The following is a 22307-nucleotide window of genomic DNA, read 5'->3' on the forward strand; positions in this document are numbered from 1 at the left end:
GTTATCTGTGATTGAAGAGCTGTTACCGTATTACGAAAAACAACTACAGGAATTTGGACAACAGTCCCGTGAGTTTGCCAGTAAATATCCCAAAATCGCCCAACGTTTGTCTTTAAACCAAGAACAAATAGATGACCCGCATATTGAGCGTTTAATTCAAGCCTTTTCTTTAATTTCTGCACGGATTGATAAAAAACTTGCAGATAGTTATGACGTTTTTACCCGATCAATTTTTGAGGTGATGTTTCCTCAATATTTAAAACCATTTCCTGCATGTTCTGTGGTGAGCTTCGAAGATATAAATAAAATTAAGCAATTAACAGATCGACACGTTATTCCAAAGGCGACCAGTCTAAAAGCCAAAAGTACGCGTGGTGTTCAATGTGAATATCAGACGGTACAAGAAGTCACATTATTACCGATTCAATTAAAACAGTTCCATTTTAAAACTCACCCATCGGCACATATGCATTTAAATCAAAATGCCACATTGAGCTTAGGATTTGAAATTTTTTCGAATAAGCACGCTTTACTCAAAAATGAAACTTTGCCGATCTTTTTAGACGCTATTTCTAATTTTCCTTTGCAGGTTTTAGATAGCATTTTTAAATCCACTACAAGTTTTTCGATTCGTGTGGGGCAGCACATTTTTGATATTGCCAATCCATTTGAAATTATGGGCTTTGATGAAGTTCAAAGTGTTCTACCTATCGATCAACATACGCATCATGCATATCGTTTATTGATGGAATATTTTTGTGTTCCTGAAAAATTCAATTTTTTAAATCTAAATCTAGATTTCATTAAGTTTTTAAGTTTAGAACATAGTGAATTTGATGTTCAAATGCACTTTAAACTCAATTTAAATGATCAAGCAGCGATTCGAAATTATTCTGAATTAAATGCTGCAAATTTTAAATTGTTTGCTACACCAATTGTTAATCTTTTCAATAAACAAGCAGAGCCGCAAAAGATTAATCATAAGCGAATGGAATATCCATTGGTGACAGATGCACACCATCCTGAATATTTTCAAGCCTATAGCATTTTAAAAATGAATATGGTGCGTGAAAAAAGTAACCAAGATGAAGTGTATTATCCGGTACTGCCTTTTTTTGCAATGAGTCATTATCATCAGGATAAAGTCCAGTTTTTTTATAGTTTAAATCCGCAGCAGATGAAGAATAAACATCAGGAATTAAACTATTCAATCATATCTCGTGCTTTAGACCCACATAGTACTCAGTCCGATTTTATTAGTACGGAACTACTATGTAGTAATCGTGAGTTACCTTACGAAAGTTATAATAAAGATCAGAATGCATTAACACTGAATGATAGTAATTTGGCCCGTCGTGCTCTGATGCTCAAACGACCGTCGTTACCGTATTATTTTGAGCAAAATAAACAAGAACAGTGGCGGGTCATTTCACATTTATCTTTGAATAATATGTCTTTAATGAAAGGCGACGCGGTCTCTCATATTAAAGAACTTTTGGAATTGTATAATTTACCTAAATCGAAAGAAAACCAAATTATTATCGACTCCATAAAAAATATTCAGTTTTCTACCACACAGAAACTTGTAGATAGTAAACCGTTTCCATTATTTGTCAGAGGTTTAAAAGTACAGCTCGATATCGATGCGGATATATTTAGAGGGCATAGCCTGTATATATTTAGTCAATTGCTAGCCCATATCTTTAATTTAAAAGTCAATATGAACAGCTTTGTCGATGTCTCGGTTTTTGATGCAAATAGTCAACAGGAGTTATACCAATGCGTGCAGAACGTTGGTGGCAAGAAAGCTCTGTAATTGACGGACTTTTCCAAGAACCGAAAGCCTACGAGTTTGTTCAAGCTACTCGTTTGTTAAGACATGCACCTTATGGAGCAGCTCAAGTCCATTGGGCCAATGACTTTGAGTTTAATAGTTCACTTAATTTGAACTTCCCGAACACTGAAATTGAAAGTTTAGAGTTCAACGATGAGAAAGTTGAACTGACAAATTTAATGGTGGGTTTAACGGGTATTCAAGGTGCATTACCTTATAGTTATACCAATAAGATTAAGCTCAGCGGGCGACATCAGCGACACGAAACACAAAAGTTTTTAGGGCTGTTTAATCATAAATTAACAGCACATTATGTTGATGCCAGTTTAAATTATCATTTACCTATTCGTTATGAAATCGAGCAGGATAATCACTATCTTGATATTTTACATGCATTAAATGGTTATATCAGTAGCCAGCATGATCAGCCAGATTTAGATGATTATTTTGCTGAATTCTCAGGTTTAATGCAGGGGCAAAACAATACAGCTTATGCATTAAAAACCATGCTGAATTGTATCTTTAAGCAGAAATTTGATATTCGAGAATTTATCCCTGAAACTTTTGTATTTGAAGAAGATCAGAGAACATGTTTAGGTGGATCTCAGCCGAGCTTATTGGGGCTGAATACTTTTTGTGGTGAGAAGATTCAACAGATTGACGAAAAAATTGAAATCGTGATTGGACCTTTAAATCATGAAGATTATTTAACATTTTTACCGAATCAGGCACGCAGCCTAAAATTAAAACAAATGATTCAAACTTGGTGCAGTCCAACATTAATGGTGGATGTGCGCTTAATTTTACAAAAAGAAGAAATAAAACCGGTGTGTTTAAATTCTTTGAGCGGAATTGGTTTAGCTCAGGGAGCATTTTTACAGCCGAATAAACAGGTCGATAATACAGAAACCTGTTATGCCTTAATTGGGAATTTATAATAATGCTGAAATTAATAATTGGAACCTTTAGTACGCTTTTTGTTTTGTGTACTGCTTTCGTGATTTTTTACTGGCGAGATACAGGCTATGACCCGACAGCTTTTGATCTGATCACCTATTTTCTACTTCTTCCTGTCGCTTTATGTGCAATTATTTTGTCGCCTTATTTGCTTTACAAGGGCATTCAACATCAAAAAGAAAAAAAACTTGAAGCTGAAAAACGTGCAGAAGAACAAGCTGAGCAACAACAACTTGAGGCCATTGAACAAGCAAAACCGAAGCCTATTGATGTACAGCAATTTCGTTTAAATGTTTATTCTTCAGCGGCTTGGCATAGTTTTGGTGAAAACGAACAAATTATCCAAGATATTCAACAATTCAAAAGTCCTGAACTCGATGATAAGTTATTTAATGCATACGGTTTGCCTGTTCTTTCATTTCGAATCAAAGATTTAGATGAACTCACTAATGAAGAAGCAGATGATGAATATAGTGCCATCACCATGCGTGAAAAACGAATCCAGTCACTTATTCAGCAACAACTAGAGCAACACGTTGAAAGTCTATTTTTAATTGCAGAGCATCTGAAGCAATCAGCACTCTTTTATGATAGTGAATTGGCATATCAGTACCGTATGCATCCGGGTTGGGTGGATCCAGATTATACGCAAGATGAACATCCAGAACATTTGGCGAACAATGCACAGCAAGTTTCACGTCTAAATCGTATAAATGTTCATATTTTGCTTGCTGATAATTTGATTCATCAATGGAATGATGATTATGCTCAAATTATTCAGCAATATCTATCTGACGGATTTTCGATCATTCACGAACAAATTCATATCGAGCCACATTTTATCGGCACTCAAGTCGCTTATTCAGAATGGTTAAGCATTTTAGAGATGATTTCAAAACAAAAGTTTGAAGTCAGTTTGATTCTGAATGCTGACTCTGAAATCGACCAAGAATGGATTGATGAAAAGATGTGGTTACAAGAAAAATACATTGCTGCAGAGTTTGCATCGAGTTGGTGTTTGGCTGCTTCAGACGTTCAAGTTCGAGGTTTAACTCCAAATAAAGTGCTACAAGTGGTGGCACATGAGCCTGAGTTGAAACGTAATTTAGAGCTTAAAGCACTGAATAATTTAGATCAGTATGATCAAGAACAACCCTTTTTATTGATGTTAGATGATGCAACAGATATGAAAGTGGTGAAAAAATTACAGCATAAATTTAATGAAACCGCGATTGAAACCTATCATTTTTTATATACAAAACAGAATCTTGGAAATACCCAGCAATTGGCAAAAATTTTTGGATTCATGTTGGGTATGCACTTGCCAGAAGAGTTAACTGCCATGATTTATAGCACAGACCAAGAATCGACATTTGCTTTTATTCAAGCATTTTCAGTAGAAGATGAACTTGAACAAGAAACTGTTTAATTAGAATTAAGACGAAATTGAGAACATTGTGAACACACTATTTTATACGATCCTCGGTTATGTTTGGCAGTACGTCACCAATCCTAAAGCGATGGTGGCTTTGTCATTTTTTGTGGCCATTGTGGCTATGCATAATTCGATTCCACAAAAGACTTTTTACATTGTGGTTGCTGTTTATATTCTCGGATTAATTCTGTGGGGTATTTATGAATTAGTGCAGCATTATCGTCATAAACAGCAAGGCGAAGAGCTGGCTGAGGCGATTGCCAAAGATAATGAAGCTGAATACGGCAAACAAAAGAATAAAGAAGAACTTGCGCTGATCAATCAGCAAATGAAAGAATCGATTCAACTTATCCGTAAATCAAAACTTGGCGACAAAAAGGGAAATGCAGCGCTATATGAATTACCTTGGTACATGGTGATTGGTAACCCAGCAGCGGGTAAAAGTTCAGCGATTTATAATTCTGGCCTTAGATTTCCATTTGAAGAAACCCATCAGAAAATGGTGTCGGCAGGTCTAAGTGGTACTCGTAACTGTGATTGGTTTTTCTCTACAGATGGTGTGTTACTCGATACCGCAGGTCGATATTCAGTTTATGCCGAAGACCATTCAGAATGGTTAGGTTTCTTAAATATTCTCAAGAAAAACCGTTCTAAAGCACCAATTAACGGTTTAATCGTGATTGTTTCTGTGGCGGAGCTTGTTAGTCAAAGTCCTGAAAAATCAATCAAATTAGCCAAAAACTTACGCGCACGTATACAGGATTTGACGGAACGTTTAGAAATTTTTGCGCCAGTGTATATCGTTTTTTCAAAAATGGATTTGATTGCTGGCTTTACAGAATTTTTTGATTGTTATGATAAAGATGAATTTGATCAAGTTTGGGGTGCAACACTGCCTTATGATCCAGACTCATCTGAGCATGCCGTTGAGATGTTCGAAAAGCATTATTCAATTTTATACGATGGTTTGAAGAGCGTCAGTACTACGCACTTGAGTCGTCGTCATTCGCAAAATATTTCTCCAAGTGTAATGACATTTCCACTTGAGTTTAAAAGTTTAAAGCCAGTGTTAAAAACTTTTATTGGTACGTTGTTTCAAGACAACCCTTATCAGTTTAAACCGGTATTCCGTGGGTTCTATTTCACCAGTGCGTTACAAGAAGGTGTGATTGAAAGTCCAATGACCGAGCAAATCGCTGAAGATTTTCATTTGGTGAAAAGTACGGATAGTGAGTTTGGCATTCCTACGAATTCTGTTTCGCAAGATCATGGTTATTTCTTAAAAGGACTATTTTCAACCGTCATTTTAAAAGATAAAAATCTGGTTAAACAACATATTAATCCTGCACGTAAACGTCAGCGCTTTATGGCATTTATTGCTGCATTGTTATTGGTTGCTGTGGTGCTTGGGTTGTGGGTTTGGTCGTATCGTAATAACCAACAACTCGTGGCGGAAGTTCAGGCAGACCTAGATAAAGTTGTGCAAATGGAAAGCCGTAGCGGAAGTGAACTTTCAACTCAATTGGATGCATTACTGATATTACAAGGGCATTTACAGCAGCTCGATCACTTTGATGAAGATCGTCCATTAAAATACAGCTTTGGTTTATACCAAGGGAATAAAATCCGTGAAAAACTTAAAGTTGAGTATTTACGTGGTATTCAACAAATTGTATTGGCACCATCTCAGCAAAATATGGCGCAGTACTTACAACGCGTTAAAGCCAATGAAGCGACGTTGAAAGAAAATCACGTCAATGTGCAAATCACTCAAGCTGTGAAATCAAATCAGCCCTATTTAGAACCATCAGATACTAACCCTCAGGATGCATATAATGCACTGAAGGCTTATTTGATGATGAGCAATCATAAATATATGGAATCGAGCCATTTGAGTGACCAAGTTACTCGTTTCTGGCGTTCATGGTTAGATTCAAATCGCGGTCAAATGCCACGTGGGGAAATGATTCAAAAAGCTGAACAAGTTTTATCTTATGCGATGACTTTAGCTGCTGATCCTGCGTTCCCGCAAATGGAATCTGATCCTTTATTAGTTGATCAAACACGTCAATTATTGACGGCTGTTACTATGGGTATTCCTGCACGTGACCGCGTTTATAATGAAATTAAAATGCGTGGTTCGGTACGTTTCCCTGCAGTAACTGTGAAGCAAATTTTAGGTGAAACAGGCCAAAACAGCATGTTAGGTAGTTATGCCTTGCCGGGTATTTTTACTTACCAAGCATGGAATGATTATGTAAAAGATGCGATTAACCAAGCTGCGAATAATCCGACAGATACCCAAGATTGGGTACTCAATACCAATCGCTCTGATGACCTGACGTTTAGTGGTAGTCCAGATCAGATCAGTAAACAGTTAACCGAACTTTATAAGCAGGAATATATCGCTGAATGGCGTAAATTTTTAAATGCTGTGCATTATGGCAAAGGTGCAGATGTTGCTCAGCAGTCACGTTTTATCGATATTTTAGGTGAACCTGAGAATTCGCCAATTCGTAAAGTGGTGGACCGTATTGCGAAAGAAACCAGTTGGGATAATCCAATTGTTCAAGCAGAACTGGCTGCGCCTCAGAAAGGTTTTATTGCGTGGTTTAAACGTAAAGTCCTCAGCCGTGATGATGCGCAGCAGGCACAGCAAGTTGCTTCTAAAGCCGGTCAAGGTGTTATTGCAAAAGAGTTTGATGTGTTCTATCAACTAGTTCGTAAGCGTGATGATCAGCAAAACAAATCTATTTTAGATGAATACATGCTGTCTTTGAGTCAAGTACGTAGTAAGTTCAATGATTTGAAGAGTGGCGGTGATATGGGACCTGCAAGCATGACATTGGTGAAACAAACCATCAATGATCAAAGCTCTGTCTTTAATAGCACGCAAAAATTTGTGGATGAAAAAATGTCTGTGGGTCTGAATGAATTAGACCAGCAGTTGATTCAAAAACTCTTTATGCAGCCAGTGACCCAGTCATTTGAAGTTCTGTTGATACCTGCTCAAAACGAAATAAATAAATTATGGGCAATGCAGGCGTATCAACCATTTACAACCAATCTTGCGCCTAAATATCCATTTAATAGCAATGCCACTTTACAAGCGACCAGTAATGAAATTAGCCAAATTTTTGGTGAAAACGGAAGTATCGCTCGCTTTGTAAAAGAATATTTAGATCCATTGGTGATTCGTCGTGGCTATACCTTAACCACGAAAACATGGAAAGATTTGGGCATTGGTTTAAATCCACAATTCGTAGCGAATTTCCAACGCTATGTTGCGCCAAGTAATGGCGTTGCTACAGGGGAATTGAGTCAAGCAGCACCTGCGGCAACCAATCAATCGAACTTCCAGTTCTTCCCATTAGAAAATACACAGTTGCTTTCATATACCATTGATATTGATGGTCAGCGTATGGTGTATGAAAACGGTGTTCAGCAATGGGTGAACTTCGTTTGGCCAAATAAAGGGGCAATTCCGGGTGCACGTATTACTGCAATTGACTTGGAAGGTCAAACGCATACGATTTTTGATGAGCCGGGTGAATATGGTATTAACCGATTGGTTGAAGGCGCTCAGCGTACACAAAATGGTAATTCATTTGAAATGGTGTGGCGTAGCAAACAAAATCCAAAAGTGTTTGTTAAAGTGAATTTCCGTTTAATTAGTGGTAACGCATCTGGCCCAACTACAGGTTCAGGCTATTCAGGTATGACTCTTGTTGATCAAGTGGTGACGAATAAAGGTGTTCGTGTCGTCGCAGCGCAAACGATGCCTGCAGGACAAGCGCCTGTAGCTCCAGCGACTTCACCGATGAGTGTTGTACAAGGAACAGCAACACCATGATGATGAATTTAAAAATGAGAGCGGTGGCATTCGTGCAAAAGAACAAGGAGTGTGACGATGTATGAAGTGAGAACGACACCGCTGTATTATGGGAAATGTCCAGCTCGTGGTGACTTCTTAAAGAGCCGTGAACAATATTCACTGATTCAGTTAATCGATCAGTGGATCACGGAGGCGCTTGAGTTCGCTATGCGTTCAGACAATTTTAATGCAGCGTATAACTCACTGCCTTCATTAGATTTCTTTATTGCCAGTCCAAAAGATAAGCGTTTTTTGGTTGCCAATTTGATTAGTAGTGAAGACAGTTCAAAGCGTCAATTTCCAATGGTGCTCGCTCATCTGCTAGAAATCGATGATCCTTTCGATAATATTTTGTATGCACCATATCGTTATAAACAAACCTTAATTGACTTATATCAGCGTAACCGAGTGATGCGTTCTATTCGCGATCCCGATATTTTGCTCGATAAATTAGGCAAATTGAATAACGAAATCCAAGTGTTCGGGACAGAAGAAACCTCTTCTTTTTATGAGCATCATACGTTGCATTCATTTGCACGTTTATTGAATTTTACGCCTTATCAGTTGGCGCAAAGCATGATTGGTCTCGGTTTGCTGCTACAACCGATTATTCATCAGGGCACGTCTCGGTTGAATAAAGTGTTGATCTTACCGATCAATAATATTAGTTACTGCTATGAAATTGCGGCTTTTTGGGTCAATTTAATTAGTCGTTTTGTCGAAAACCAAGATGCTGAGTTACTCATTGGCATCCTACACAGTGATTCACCTGTTTTACTATTTGGTTTTCAAGGTGCTGATATTACTGCACTCAATGATGTTTTTACCCAAAATATGCAAAGTGATCATTGGGTTTCCCTGATCGATGCCAGTTGGATTGATCCTTATCTTGAACAAAATGCAGGCTTAGCCGTTTTGGAACAGTCTTTGAGTGAGCGTCAGATCAGCCTTATTCATGGCATTAAACTTTTTAGACAGACTTTTATAGAAGAATAATGATGCAAAGAATCTTACCAATGTTGCCCAAATTTATTGCGAGTGTATGCATTTTAGGTTGTTCGACTTTGCTTTGGGCAGAGCCTATTGTGATTGAAGGTGCTGTACCGAATGAAGCAACCAAGCAAGAAATATTAAATAAAGCCTATTTGACCTATGGTCAGGCAAATGTGGTTGATAAAATTCAGGTTCGAGCGGTTACAGCACCTAATGGTTGGGGTAATAGCGTAAGCCAAATGATTAATGACGACTTAAAAAAAGTAAAACAGGGGAAACTCTCTGTACGCGGAACGCAAGTCGATTTAAGTGGAAAGATGTCAAATCAAAATGATATCCAACCAACGACCACCAAGTTTCAGTCTTTGGTCACAGCACCTTTTCGTTTCAATGCACAGCTTTCTGTCAATCAGGCTGAACAGGCCATTATTGATGCGGCTTTACGTAATCGTATTATTGAATTTGAATCTGGAAGCGCGATTTTAGCGCCATCTGGGGTACAGATCTTAGATGAAATGGTTGTCGCACTGAATCGCGTCGGTGGGAAAAAAGTACGAATTATTGGTCACACAGACAGCTCGGGGAATCCTGAGAAAAACTTAAGTTTAAGCCAAGATCGTGCTAATGCAGTTAAAAACTACCTGATTTCAAAAAATATTGCAGCGGCGAACTTAAGTACTGAAGGGATGGGCTCAAATAAGCCTGTAGCAGACAATGCTACGCCTGAAGGTCGTAAGAAAAACCGTCGTATTGAGTTTGAAGTACTGTAACTATTGTAACTACAACGGCTAATGCGACGAATGAACCCAGTGTATCTAGACTGGGTTTTTTTATACCAATTGACTCAGTCGATTATTTGATAACTGAAAACGACATTTTTTAAAGCAGCAGAGCGAAAACAAAATAGGAACATATTTTGAATTGGGATGATGCTATTAATTTTTGCATTTTATACCACTAAAGCATTCATATTTTGAGTAATAAAACAGTGGATTCTAAAATCAATTAAGGTTAAAACATAAGAATCAGTTTTGGATATGCGTTTCATATCTACGGCTTTCAACCTTGTCGATGAAGAATAATCACTTTTGACATGGTGCAAAGTTTTAAAAAATCTGCAGGACAGTGCGGAAAAACAACAACTCAATATGGATGAATGTGGGAGCAAAGAATGCTTGGTAATATGATGTTTAAACCGCTTTTGATTAGTAGCATGATTGAACATGCGGGTCGCTATCATGCGGATAGTTTAGTCATTTCAAAAAATACAGACTCGACGATTACGAAAACCACTTGGGGTGAAGTCCATAAAAATTCAAAACGATTTGCTAATGTTCTTGCATCTCTCGGTTTAAATTTAGGGGATCGTGTTGCGACGATCGCTTGGAATAACCACCGTCACTTAGAGTCTTGGTACGCTATTTCAGGTAGTGGTTATGTCTGTCACACCATTAATCCACGTTTATTTCCAGAACAATTAATTTTTATCATCAATGATGCCGCAGACCGCGTGATGTTATTTGATAAAACCTTTTTGCCTTTAATCAAAGCAGTAAAACCTTTATTAAAATCTGTTGAACATTTTATTTGTTTAGATGCACCAGATGCAGCAATTATCGAAGCGGTACCAGAAGTTAAATTTTATGATGAACTCATCGCGGCGCAATCTGCAGACTATACATGGCCAGAATTAGATGAATTATCGGCTAGTTCGTTATGTTATACCTCAGGTACCACAGGCAATCCGAAAGGCGTGTTGTATAGTCATCGTTCAACAGTCTTACACAGTTATGCGATTTGTATGCCGGATTCATTAAATATCTCAGCGCGAGATATTATGATGCCCGTTGTGCCGATGTTCCATGTCAACGCATGGGGTACGCCATATGCTGCGGCAATGGTGGGATGTACTTTAGTGCTGCCAGGCCCAGGTTTAGATGGAGCAAGCCTGACGCAAATGATTGATGACTATAAAGTATCCGTTGCATTGGGTGTTCCAACGATTTGGCAGGGTTTGATTAATGCTGCGCAACAAGCGGGTAGTCAGCTTGAAAGTTTAGTGCGTAATGTGGTTGGTGGATCTGCTTGTCCTCCTGCGATGTTAAAAGTGTTTAAAGAACAATTTAACTGTGAAACGATTCATGCTTGGGGAATGACCGAAACCAGTCCATTAGGTTCTTCAAACCAATTTAAAGCCAAACATTTGTTATTATCTGAAGAAGAACAATTACAAGTACGATTGTCACAAGGTCGTCCACCATTTGGGGTCGATTTACGTATTACCGATGAAGAAAACGGTACACACGAAGTTGCACGTGATGGCGAAACGACGGGTAATTTACAGATCCAAGGGCATTGGATTATTGGCAATTACTTTGGCAAAACAGAATCTGCATTAACCTCAGATGGTTGGTTTGATACCGGGGATATTGCAACCCTGAACGAAGATGGTTTCTTAAAAATTAGTGACCGTTCAAAAGATTTGATCAAATCGGGTGGTGAATGGATTTCTTCTGTTGAGTTAGAAAACTTGGCTATGGGACATCCTAAAATTGCAATGGCAGCAGTGATTGCAGCGACTCATCCGAAATGGGATGAGCGACCTGTTTTGATTGCAATTAAAAAGCCAGATGTCGATTTATCTGATACAGAAATTTTGGATTATTATGCAGATAAAGTTGCTAAATGGCAGGTGCCAGATAAAGTGATTTTCGTGGATGCTATTCCTTTGAGCGGAACAGGTAAAATGCTGAAAAAAGATCTACGTGAGCAATTTGGTGCTGTACTACTTGAAAGCTAACTTACTGTAAGTTACCAACTAAATATTGGTAAAGAGCAAAACGCAAAGGTAACATGCCTTTGCGTATTTTTATAAAAACTTAAATTTTGATAAATACCATATTCTTAATATGAGGTTTTTAAATAAAATTTTTTCAATGAATCCATAACCAAGTTCAATGAATAATCTAGCCGTGTTAGGTCGCATTCAATTCAATAAAAGCGTAAATTGATGAGGCATCCACCGTTAAACCACCTTTCTTATGTTTCCAGTTTGGATCTTATTCACTTTAATGGCTGCTTTTATGCAGTCATGGCGCAATGCATTTCAAAAACAACTCAGTACCACTGTTGATGTGTATGGTGTCACCCTTGCACGGTTTATTTTTGGGCTCCCATTTGCCTGCATTTATTTATATGTGCTGTACCAACAACAGCCTGTGACTCAGGTGACCACATTTACAACTATGTTTTGGGTCTATGTGGTGATTGCAGGACTAAGTCAAATTTTAGCGACGATTTTAATGGTCTTGCTTTTTAAACAAAAGAATTATGCCATTGGTGTTGGTTTAGCGAAAAGTGAAGCGATATTTGCGGCCATTGTTGGGGTGATTTTCTTAAGTGAACATTTAAGTTTATTTGGTTGGATTGGTGTTTTGGTTGGTGGTGTTGCCGTTTTTCTTTTAAGCAAAGGTTCTCAACGACAAAAATTATCTCTGCCAACGTTATGCATCGGTGTAGGGAGTGGATTAAGTTTTGCCATTACCTCTTTATTGGTTCGTGAAGCCAGTTTAGAGCTAAGTGATTTACCGACTTTGCATCGTGCGGCGTGGGTATTGTTGAGTGTAATTGGCTTTCAATGTGTGATTATGCTGCTGTACCTCAGTCTATTTAGCCGCAAAACGCTCATTGCCATGTGGGAGAGAGTCGGTCTGACCTTTCGCGTTAGTGTCTGTAGCTTTCTAGCATCGTTGGGCTGGTTTACTGCCATGAGCATGCAAACGGTTGCGATTGTTAAAACCCTAGGTCAAATCGAAATATTATTTAGTCTATTAATCTCTGCCTTTTTCTTTAAGGAAAAACTCGCAAGAACTGATCATTGGGGTTTAGCCTTAGTGGTGATTGCGGCCATTATGGTGATTTGGGCTTAATGTGTGCTTTAAACATTCATGAAAGCAAATAGAGGCCGAATTTAAGTCAGTTTTTCGAATATATTTTTAATTAAAATATGGGAAAAATTAATGTTTACTAAGATATTTATCATGGAATTGTTTATGATTTAAAAGATGATTAAACTTTGAACATGATTGAAAATGCTCAAGTTGTTCAATTTATATATTTATTTTTCTAATTTTAGCGTTAAATTTATTTTAATTATTTTTTATTTATATTGCCAAAATAAACAATGTATTGATGGGAGGGCTTAAATTTGGAAATACTCATACAAACATTATCCTTCCCAGCATTGTTAACGATTTTAGCTTCGGCTTTAGGCTGTGGATTGCTCATCGGTTTGGAGCGTCAACGTAACAACAATTTAGACAGTGAACAGAGCTTTGCCGGTTTACGCTCATTTACCATTTGTGCATTGTTAGGAGCACTGTGTTTTTTAATCCATTTAGCTGTTGGTGTGCTCGGTGCAATTGTCGTCAGTATGTTTAGCTATTATGGATTAAGCCAACAAAAACAAGATATTGGCACAACCACAGAACTTGCTTTTGTTATGACCTATTTAATCGGCGCTGCTTGTGTTTTTAATATTCCATTGGCTGCGTGTTTGGCTGTGGTGCTGACCCTCATATTATTTGGAAAAAAAGGCTTACATCATTTTGCAGCACATTGGATCAAAGACTATGAGTTAAGAGATGGGGTCTTTTTACTGGCATTGATCCTAATTGCCTTACCTTTAACTCCAAATCAAGCCTATTGGGGTTCAGTATTAAATCCCTATGTGATTTTAAAATTACTGATATTGATCTTGGTGGTGCAGTCATTAGCACACATCGCCAAGCGGCTTCTATCTTCTGATAAAGCGATTATCTTATCGGCCTTGGCATCAGGTTTTGTGTCGAGCACAGCAACAATCGCAAGCTTAGGCATGGAAGTACGAGCAGGAAAAGCCAGTGCCAAAAGTAATGCAGGGGCAGGACTTTTTTCATGTGTTGCGACATTGGTTCAACTTTTGATCATTGTCCTTGGGGTGAGTTTTGCTTGGTTTAAAATATTAGTTATACCAAGTATCATCGGCATCTTGATATTGGTCCTTGCTGCGTTATATCTGATTTATGGCTCATCTCAAGTTCAGCATAATAAAGAGTCAGAACCTGAAATGCTTCGTGTAGAGGCGAATGAAACAGTGCCGTTAGAAAATACTGATAGTCGAATGTTTAGCTTAAAACAGGCGGCAATCATTGCCATCACGCTTACTTTGATCCAAGCACTTGTTTATGGATTAAATCTCGCTTTAGGTGATAAAGGCTTAATTTTAGGGACATTATTAGCATCACTCTTTGAAGTCCATGCAGCTATGGCAACCGTGGTGATGCAAGGTAATATCGACAATTTAACATTGGTTTATGCTGTGGTGATTGGATTATCAGCCCATGCGATTTCAAAATGTGTGAATGCATTTCTCACAGGTGGATGGAAATATTTTCTATATTTTGCACCAACACAGTTACTTCACATGCTGTGCCTAATCGCGGTTTTGTTATTCAGTTTAAGATAATCAGAGGCAATTAACTGCGCCATATTATTCATGACGCAATTGCATTAATTTTGCTTTTATTTGTGGCCAACTGGTTGAAATCCAACATACCAGCGAACCTAATGTCACCAAAATGGCACCATGCCAAAAACTTAAACTCAGTGGTGTCTGTAATATAAACATTGAAATAACCGAAGAAAAAATCGGACTAAAATACGATAAAGTCACCAATATCGTAATATTGCCTTTTATAATACCTACATTCCACGCTGCATAGCCCAATGCAGTCACGATGGACACGATTAACATATACATACCGGTATGTAAGTCTACGGTAGGCATTCGCGGAATACCGTGAAATATCAACATTTTTAGCCATAGTACAATGGTAATTACGACGAAAAAGAATGAAATAGGGTTATGTCCATGACTGTATTTACGTGTAATCACACAGTAGAGTGACCATAAACTCGCGCCCATAAAAGCAAGAAAATAGCTTAATGGATTGGACTGAATGTTGGTAAAGACTGTAGACCAATTAAAACTTCCGTTAACAGTTTGGATTAAAATAATGCCGCCCAAACTCATGACTAAACCAATGATTACGAAGAAGTTAAACTTTAATTCTTTAAATAAGATTAACGCGGCAATTGTCAGACTCGGCCATAAATAATTGACCAAACTGATTTCAATCGCTTGTTGAGCTGTTTGAGCCAAAGCAATGGCATACGAAAAACACAACTCATAAATCACAAATAAAAGGGTGGCGTATATCAAAAATTGGCGCGGAACCAGTTTAAGGTTTGGAATTTTAAATAAGAGCAATAGAATAATTGCGCTCAAGGTATACATAAAGAGCACAGCAAGATCAGGGCCAATACTGAAACTAATTTTCTTAAGTAAACCAACAATAGAAGACCATTGTAAGATTGCACTGAATCCAATCAGCGTTGCAAGATTTTTGGACATGATTGCTCGAAGATTTCGCAAATAGCGAATGAATTTTTAATTTTTATTATAGTCTTTATTCAGTTGTTTAGTATAAGCGTGAAATTATCAAACTCTATTTAATTAAAAAGATTTAGAGCTCGTCGTACGTCAAGAGCAGCATGGCGATGAACTAGGTTTAGGTTCTGGTTTATTAACACAAGATTTAAAACTTGGACAATGTATTCATGCCTATATTCGTGCGAATCCAAATTTTGACTTAGCAGAGGGCGTTAAGTCGGTAATTATGATTGGCAATGGCTCAGGAATGGCGGGTTTGCTTTCACATCTTAAGCAACGTGTCGCAACGGTGCACTATCAAAACAGGTTTATTTATGGTGAACGTCAACATGCTTTTGATGCAATTTTTGCTGATGAACTACATGAATTACAAAGCCAAGGTAAAATTGCAGAAATCGATCGGGTATTTTCTCGTGATGGATTTGCTGAAAAATATTTGAATGACAATTGCATATTGGATGTACAACATCTACTTTAAATTTAGCTGAAGTAACTTTTAAACGTATTGAAAAATAACAGCTAAAAGCGATAATTCATTAAATGACTCTTTTAAGAAAGTTTATTTTCTTTGACGGAGGAAGTTTAAGGATTACTTTTATAAAGAGAACAACATGCTAAAAATGATCATACGCCCAGCCTGTGTAGAGGATGTTGACGGAATCGCGGCAGTCATTGAACCATTTGTCGATGATGTTATTTGCAGTGAAGAAGGTCGTGAGCGCTTTAAGCCCCACATGCTCAAACATATTTTTGAGCGTGATTTAATCCATTATTTTGTTGCTGAAATAAATCAAGAAATCGTTGGCAATGTAGCTTATGTGCATCCTGCACATCTCATGCATTTTTTCTTGAAACCTGAATATCATGGCCAAGGTTTTGGACGTCAAATGTGGGAGTTTATAGAAAGCGAAATAATGCAGCATGAGCCTGAGCATATTACGGTAAATTCGAGTTTCTATGCTTTAGAAATTTATAAAAAATTTGGCTTTGAGATTGTAGGTGAATTAACTCAGCAATGGGGAATTCACTACATACCTATGAGAAAGCAGGTAACTAAACCTATAAAACATTGAAAAATATTAAATCTTATTTAAAAATCATTATCGTGGGGTGCCATTAACCAAAGGCTGGGTCAAGGGTGAAGACATTATTTGTCCATATCATGGTTTACATTATAACGGCGCAGGAAAGTGTGTAAAAATTCCCGCACAGCCAGAGCTGACTCAAATTTCAGAGCGTTTTTCATTAACTAAATTTCCAGTTGTATTGAAATATGGATTGGTGTGGACCAGTTTATTTAACCGAGACGAATCTACGGCCAATTTTCCAGATTTAGACACGTGGGATACCGAGCAGCACCAATCTATATTGCCACCTTATGTAGATATTGGAGGTTCAAGTGGGGGCCAGCTCGAAGGCTTTATTGATGTTGCACATTTCGCATGGGTGCATCATGAAAGCTTTGCAGACCGTGAAAACCAAAAAGTGCAAAAATATTCGACAGTGCGTACAGACTAAGGACTACATACAGAATATCTCAGTGATGTGAGTAATTATCCGCATGGCTTACAACATTTAGCGCCAGAAGATTTTTTATGGAAAAGAACATTTGATGTCTATCCGCCATTTTCAGCAATTTTAACCATCGATTTTCCTGAAAATGGGGTGTTGAAAATCTTAAATGCCTGTTGTCCTGTATCGCATAATAAAACCCGTTTATTTGTGCCTTTAACTCGTAATTTTGATACCACAGGAGATTTACAAGCGGTCTATGATTTTAATGCACAAATTTTTGCTAAAGATCAGGACATGGTGGAAAGTCAAAAACCTGAGGAATTGCCACTGGATATCAGTATGGAGGCGCATTTCGAAGCAGATCGCTCATCCACAACGTATCGTCGCATATTAGCCGAATGGGGGCTAAGTAAACGTTATACCGTTTAATTTTATAGTCGAATAATTTCATTCTAGGTTTTCATACAAAAAAAGCGACTCAATGGAGTCGCTTTTTGAATTTTTACACTAAGGATTAGTTTACACGTATCCATGTTTGGCTGCGTCCAAGCGCAGATACACCAATATAGCCACGACCATTCAAAGTCTTGCCGTCATTCGACATTTTGGCATTGAAGCTATAGGTTTTACCATTTTTCGGGTCAGTAATTTTACCGCCGTCATAGGTATTTTTACCGGTATTTTTCAAACCATTGACGATTTGCACACCGAGTAATGGTTTATTATGAAATTTACCTACACATTTTTGGCAGTTTTCTGCTTCACCTGGGGTGAGTACATCAACGATTTTTGCAGATAAAACGCCATTTGAGGTTTCGTTAAATTGAACTACAGATAAAGGTTTTTTGGTTTGGTCATCGATGGTTTTCCATTTAGTACCATGCAATGGATCAGCAGCCAAAGCTAAGCTAGACACCAGTGACAAACCGATTAGGCTAAGAGTTGTTTTTATCATTTTAGAACCTCTATTGAATATAGTAAGAGATGTGCATTCCTGATCTTCCAAAAGGTGGATACACAAGACTTGGAAAATTACAAAGCATCAGCCTTGCTGTCTTCAAGGGCTATATTCACAAAAAAATAAGTATATATTGTGGATTTTATATACTGATTTTGAATATCTAGAATCTGGATCGTGTAGAAAAATAGAATAAATGTTGAGCTTTGTTTATAACATTTGGGGTTTGTATCACTTTTATAAATATCAAACGCAGTTTGAATTAAAAGAATTGGAGCTACAATCCGTAAAAAAGTAGGAGCTAATAGGCTCATTTAAGCTTTCATTTTTTATTGTAATCATGGTGAATTACATTCATTTGATTTTAAAAATAACGCTAAAGTGCTATGTATAGCATTCATATTTTAGAATTAAATAAAATCATTTCATTCATAGATCAGATCTCGTTAAGCTTGTGCTATGAATAATACGAAAATGCGGCTTGATCACTGAACTGGATTAAGTATGTATAGGAATAACGATGAAAAATTTTAACAACAAAGTCGCAGCCATTACTGGAGCAGGTTCAGGTATTGGGCAGCAATTAGCCATTCAACTGGCTCAATCAGGTGCGCATCTAGCATTAAGTGATCGCAATCTCGACGGCCTTGAACAAACGGCTGAAATGATTAAGCACACCGGTGTGAAAATAACTCAGACCCAGTTAGATGTATCTGATCGTGCCGCTGTCGAGCAATGGGCGGCTGCAACCCAAGCTGAATTTGGTCAGGTCAATTTGATCTTTAATAATGCGGGTGTCGCGCTAGCCAGTACAGTAGAAGGTATGCATTATGATGAAATTGAGTGGATTATGAATATCAATTTCTGGGGCGTGGTGTATGGGACAAAAGCATTTTTACCGTACTTAAGACAAAGTGGCGATGGACATATTGTGAATATTTCCAGCTTATTTGGTTTGACAGCTCAACCGACTCAAAGTGCCTATAATGCAACTAAGTTTGCAGTCCGTGGTTTTACAGAATCTTTACGTCAAGAATTAGATTTGGAAAATGTCGGAGTGAGCGCTACCTGCGTGCATCCGGGTGGAATTCGAACCAATATTGCAAATAGCGCACGTATGAGTGACAGTATTCGCGCGTTGGGTATGAATCCAGATAGAGCCACGAAAGCCTTTAATAAAGTGCTGAAAACACCGCCTGAAGTTGCAGCAAAAGTGATTTTAGATGCAGTGAAACAGAATAAACGTCGTGTTTTAATCGGCAATGACGCCAAAATCATTGATTTAATTCAGCGGATTGCACCTACACGATATGCCCAAGCCATAGATCTGCTCAGTGGTAAGAAAAAACGTAAATAATTCAAAGATCAATAACAAGGGATGATGCAACATGATCCCTTGTTTTTGTTTTTTGTTTTTTGTTTTTTGTTTTTGTTTTTGTTTTTGTTTTTGTTTTTGTCAAAATATATATTTGAAAATGTATTTCTAAAATGAATTAAGCGGTGCTAGAGAAGACGCTCTTTTGAAATCACATAATTCCAGCATGAGTTCAATTGATTAAAAATTTTGAACTATTTAGAAGTAAAATATGAGAAAAAATGATATTTAAATAAAAAATGAACACTTCACCACAAAATATAAGACTATTTTAGCTTGCTAACGGAATTGTATTAAAAACGTCCTAAGGATTGGACTACACAGGTGACTTAAATGGAATTAAGACATTTAAAATATTTTGTCATGGTTGCACAAGAACTTAATTTTAGCCAAGCGGCCTTAAAACTTTATACGGCTCAGCCTTCTCTTAGCCAACAAATCAAAGACCTCGAAGAGTTTATTGGCGTACAGTTATTTATTCGCTCTAAACGTAAAGTTGAACTGACCGATGAAGGAATTGTTTTTTTGGAACATGCCAAAAATATTTTGGAATGTGCCGATAAAGCAGTAGCGATGACGCGCCAAGTCAAAAAAGCCAAAGACCAAAAAATCACCATTGGCTTTGTACCTGTTGCAGAAATGAAAATTTTTCCTTTTATTATTCCGAAACTCACAAAGATGTTTCCTGACTTAAAAGTTGAACTTTTGAGCTTAAATGACACGCAAATCGTCAGTGATTTACATAATGGGCGTATTGATATCGCCATATCAAGGGCAGATGTTAATAACCATGAAATTTCGAGCCAGTTGATATTTGAAGAGCCTTTGATTTTCTTGATGAATAATCAGCATCCATTTGCAAATCAAAATAAAATATCAGTCAAATCTTTAGAAGAAATAGATTTTATTATTCCAGCTGAGGAAGTGTCGTCAGTTTTGCATCATAAGATTTTAAAATTTGCAGAAGACAAAAAGATCAACTTAAAAATCATCCAGCGCGCCAGTAATATTTTATTCAACATTAATTCAATCAATATCACACAGTCGTGTACAATTTTACCGAGTTATATTGCAGATATTGCTTATGAAAATATTATTGTCAAAAAGTTAGATACGGACCTTCCAACAATCAACTTATATATGAGTAAGCGAAGTACAAATGCGTCGCAAAGTGTGCAGGCATTTATTAATTTAATTAACGATTTTTTTCATTTGAAGTTTGATTGAAGTATATCCTTTAGTTAAATGATTCTGCTCAATAAATAATCTTCTCAGGGGGGTAAAAACCTTTAGATTTACGCTGATGATAAAGTTTATGTTGGTTCAAATTAGATGGTTTTTTTTAAACTAAGGCTAGGTGGCGATTACTTCATCATAAAAATTGAATCTGTGCGTTGCTATGCTTATTTGCCTAAAGGGTTCACTGGATTGCCAAAGTTGTAGAGCTTTTATTGACTGCTGTGGGATTAGATGTTCAAGAAGCTTTTGAAATCGCTCATCGAGAATTGCCTGAATTAACCGAAGTCTAAATGAAAGCATTTTATTTTTGATTAAACAAAGAAGATGTAATTTTCCATCTTCTTTGTATTAACAATGCGTTTGGATATTATGAACTTTTAGAATCTTGAGTCGTTGTTATCGGTGCTTGTGTAGTTACACGGTTGGTCAAAATGACATGTGCCGCGACACCGATACAAATCCCCCAAAATACTGAGCTTAGCCCTAAAAAATGCATACCTGAGGCTGTCGCTAAAAAAGTGATCAGCGCTGCATCACGGTTGGCCTCATTTTTCATCGCAACCGACATATTTGTTCCAATCGCACCTAATAACGCTAAACCTGCAAGTGCAGCGACTAACTCTTTAGGTAATAGGCTAAATAACATGACAATGCTGCCTGCAAATAAGCCACCTAAAATATAAAAAATACCATTGGCAATACCGGCTATATAGCGTTTTTCTTTTAGTTCATGTGCATCTTTGCCCATACACATAGCTGCGGTAATAGACGCCAAAACAATGGTAATGCCCCCGACACATGCGACAGCGAGAGAGGCAATACTGGTCGCTGTGATAATCGGCTTGGCTGGCGTGTCATATCCACTGAGTTTCATGATCGCCATCCCCGGAAGGAATTGACCACTCAGACTGACTAAAATTAGGGGAATCGCCAAATTTAAAGTTGAGTTCCATGTCCAAATTGGGGCAATAAACTGTGGTATAGCAAGTTGAAAATTCACATCAACAGGATTAATTTTTCCTAATGAAAAACTCAGGATGACACCAGTCAGTAAGACCCAAATCATCGCGTAGCGTGGCGATAGTCTTTTAGAAATAAGAAAGACCAGTAACATGCCAAAGACAATGATCGGCATACTATCTGTAGCAGTGAACAGTCCAAGCCCAAACTGAAATAAAATACCTGCCATCATTCCCGCAGCGACATCTTGAGGAATCCATTTTAGGAGTTTGTCAAAATAGCCGGTGATTCCAATCAAAAATATAACGATAGCAGACGTGATATAAGCCGCTATGGCTTCATTCAGCGAAATATTCGGAAAGAGGGTGACTAAAAGCGCCGTACCGGGCGCTGACCACGCGGTAATCACTGGGGTTTTATATTTAATAGAGAGATAAATACCCGCCAGTGCTGCGCCAATAGAAATCCCCCAAATCCATGAAATCATCATGGCTGGGGAAACTTGGGCTTTTTGTGCAGCTTGAAAAAAAATAATCAATGGGCCTGAATAGGAGATCAGCACGGCTAAAAATCCTGCAACCGTCGCTGAGATCGACCAATCTTCTTTTAATGTTTTTAACAGGGGTGCCATCGCTTTTGCCTCCATGCGACTATGTCAATGAGCCTGTTGAATT

16 protein-coding genes and 1 pseudogene are annotated in these 22307 nt (G+C 37.7%); 14 read left to right on the forward strand and 3 right to left on the reverse strand.

What is annotated here, in order from left to right:
* Positions 1–7 precede the first annotated feature (7 nt).
* The 9 genes from tssF (at position 8) to FTU13_RS05910 (ending at position 14599) form a co-directional block, all read left to right on the forward strand.
* Positions 8–1816 (forward strand): type VI secretion system baseplate subunit TssF, encoded by a 1809-nt coding sequence (tssF, locus tag FTU13_RS05870; RefSeq protein WP_180128038.1) that lies wholly within the window; start codon positions 8–10, stop codon positions 1814–1816.
* Positions 1780–2772 (forward strand): type VI secretion system baseplate subunit TssG, encoded by a 993-nt coding sequence (gene tssG / locus FTU13_RS05875; RefSeq protein WP_180128036.1) that lies wholly within the window; start codon positions 1780–1782, stop codon positions 2770–2772. The genes tssF and tssG overlap by 37 nt, the downstream gene beginning before the upstream one ends.
* A gap of 2 nt (positions 2773–2774) precedes the next feature.
* The gene (locus tag FTU13_RS05880) at positions 2775–4220 is read left to right on the forward strand and encodes a hypothetical protein (protein ID WP_180128033.1); all 1446 of its coding nucleotides are present in this window, start codon (positions 2775–2777) and stop codon (positions 4218–4220) included.
* A gap of 28 nt (positions 4221–4248) precedes the next feature.
* Positions 4249–8079: a type VI secretion system membrane subunit TssM gene (tssM, locus tag FTU13_RS05885; protein WP_180128031.1), complete on the forward strand. Its 3831-nt coding sequence runs from the start codon at positions 4249–4251 to the stop codon at positions 8077–8079.
* A gap of 57 nt (positions 8080–8136) precedes the next feature.
* Positions 8137–9096, forward strand: coding sequence for a type VI secretion system-associated protein TagF (gene tagF, locus FTU13_RS05890; RefSeq protein ID WP_168379476.1), 960 nt, complete (start codon positions 8137–8139; stop codon positions 9094–9096).
* Positions 9097–9116: 20 nt separating this feature from the next.
* Positions 9117–9863 carry an OmpA family protein gene (locus FTU13_RS05895; RefSeq protein ID WP_249679969.1) on the forward strand — a complete coding sequence of 249 codons (747 nt, stop codon included), beginning with the start codon at positions 9117–9119 and terminating at the stop codon, positions 9861–9863.
* A gap of 401 nt (positions 9864–10264) precedes the next feature.
* Entirely contained in the window at positions 10265–11893 is a 1629-nt protein-coding gene (locus tag FTU13_RS05900; protein WP_180128029.1) for a long-chain-fatty-acid--CoA ligase, read from the forward strand.
* Positions 11894–12134: 241 nt separating this feature from the next.
* The gene (locus FTU13_RS05905; RefSeq protein WP_180128027.1) at positions 12135–13022 is read left to right on the forward strand and encodes a DMT family transporter; all 888 of its coding nucleotides are present in this window, start codon (positions 12135–12137) and stop codon (positions 13020–13022) included.
* Positions 13023–13300: 278 nt separating this feature from the next.
* Positions 13301–14599 (forward strand): MgtC/SapB family protein, encoded by a 1299-nt coding sequence (locus FTU13_RS05910; protein WP_180128025.1) that lies wholly within the window; start codon positions 13301–13303, stop codon positions 14597–14599.
* A 24-nt stretch (positions 14600–14623) separates the two neighbouring features.
* Here the strand turns inward: FTU13_RS05910 and yddG are convergent, their stop codons facing one another.
* Positions 14624–15547 (reverse strand): aromatic amino acid DMT transporter YddG, encoded by a 924-nt coding sequence (gene yddG, locus FTU13_RS05915; RefSeq protein ID WP_180128023.1) that lies wholly within the window; start codon positions 15545–15547, stop codon positions 14624–14626.
* Between the two features lie 265 nt (positions 15548–15812).
* Between yddG and FTU13_RS05920 the strand changes: the two genes are divergently transcribed.
* The 3 genes and pseudogenes from FTU13_RS05920 to FTU13_RS05930 form a co-directional block, all read left to right on the forward strand.
* On the forward strand, positions 15813–16064 hold the full coding sequence (locus FTU13_RS05920) for a hypothetical protein (RefSeq protein ID WP_180128021.1): 252 nt from the start codon (positions 15813–15815) through the stop codon (positions 16062–16064).
* Between the two features lie 142 nt (positions 16065–16206).
* On the forward strand, positions 16207–16659 hold the full coding sequence (locus FTU13_RS05925; RefSeq protein ID WP_180079190.1) for a GNAT family N-acetyltransferase: 453 nt from the start codon (positions 16207–16209) through the stop codon (positions 16657–16659).
* A 28-nt stretch (positions 16660–16687) separates the two neighbouring features.
* A pseudogene (locus FTU13_RS05930) lies at positions 16688–17530 on the forward strand (Rieske 2Fe-2S domain-containing protein); the annotation flags it as partial.
* Between the two features lie 85 nt (positions 17531–17615).
* On the opposite strand, the gene FTU13_RS05935 reads toward FTU13_RS05930, so the two are convergent.
* Entirely contained in the window at positions 17616–18056 is a 441-nt protein-coding gene (locus FTU13_RS05935) for a DUF2147 domain-containing protein (protein WP_078190743.1), read from the reverse strand.
* A 523-nt stretch (positions 18057–18579) separates the two neighbouring features.
* On the opposite strand from FTU13_RS05935, the gene FTU13_RS05940 reads away from it, so the two are divergent.
* A complete protein-coding gene (locus FTU13_RS05940; RefSeq protein ID WP_180128019.1) occupies positions 18580–19416 on the forward strand; it encodes an SDR family oxidoreductase in 837 nt (278 codons plus the stop codon).
* 351 nt (positions 19417–19767) lie between these two features.
* Positions 19768–20661, forward strand: coding sequence for a DNA-binding transcriptional regulator HcaR (hcaR, locus tag FTU13_RS05945; protein ID WP_180128017.1), 894 nt, complete (start codon positions 19768–19770; stop codon positions 20659–20661).
* Between the two features lie 379 nt (positions 20662–21040).
* Here hcaR and benE read toward each other — a convergent pair whose 3' ends face one another.
* Positions 21041–22264, reverse strand: a complete 1224-nt coding sequence (gene benE, locus FTU13_RS05950) for a benzoate/H(+) symporter BenE (protein WP_180128015.1) — start codon at positions 22262–22264, stop codon at positions 21041–21043.
* Between the last annotated feature and the right edge of the window lie 43 nt (positions 22265–22307).

The sequence above is a fragment of the Acinetobacter sp. YH12064 genome, assembly GCF_013419735.1.
Lineage (GTDB): Bacteria > Pseudomonadota > Gammaproteobacteria > Pseudomonadales > Moraxellaceae > Acinetobacter > Acinetobacter amyesii.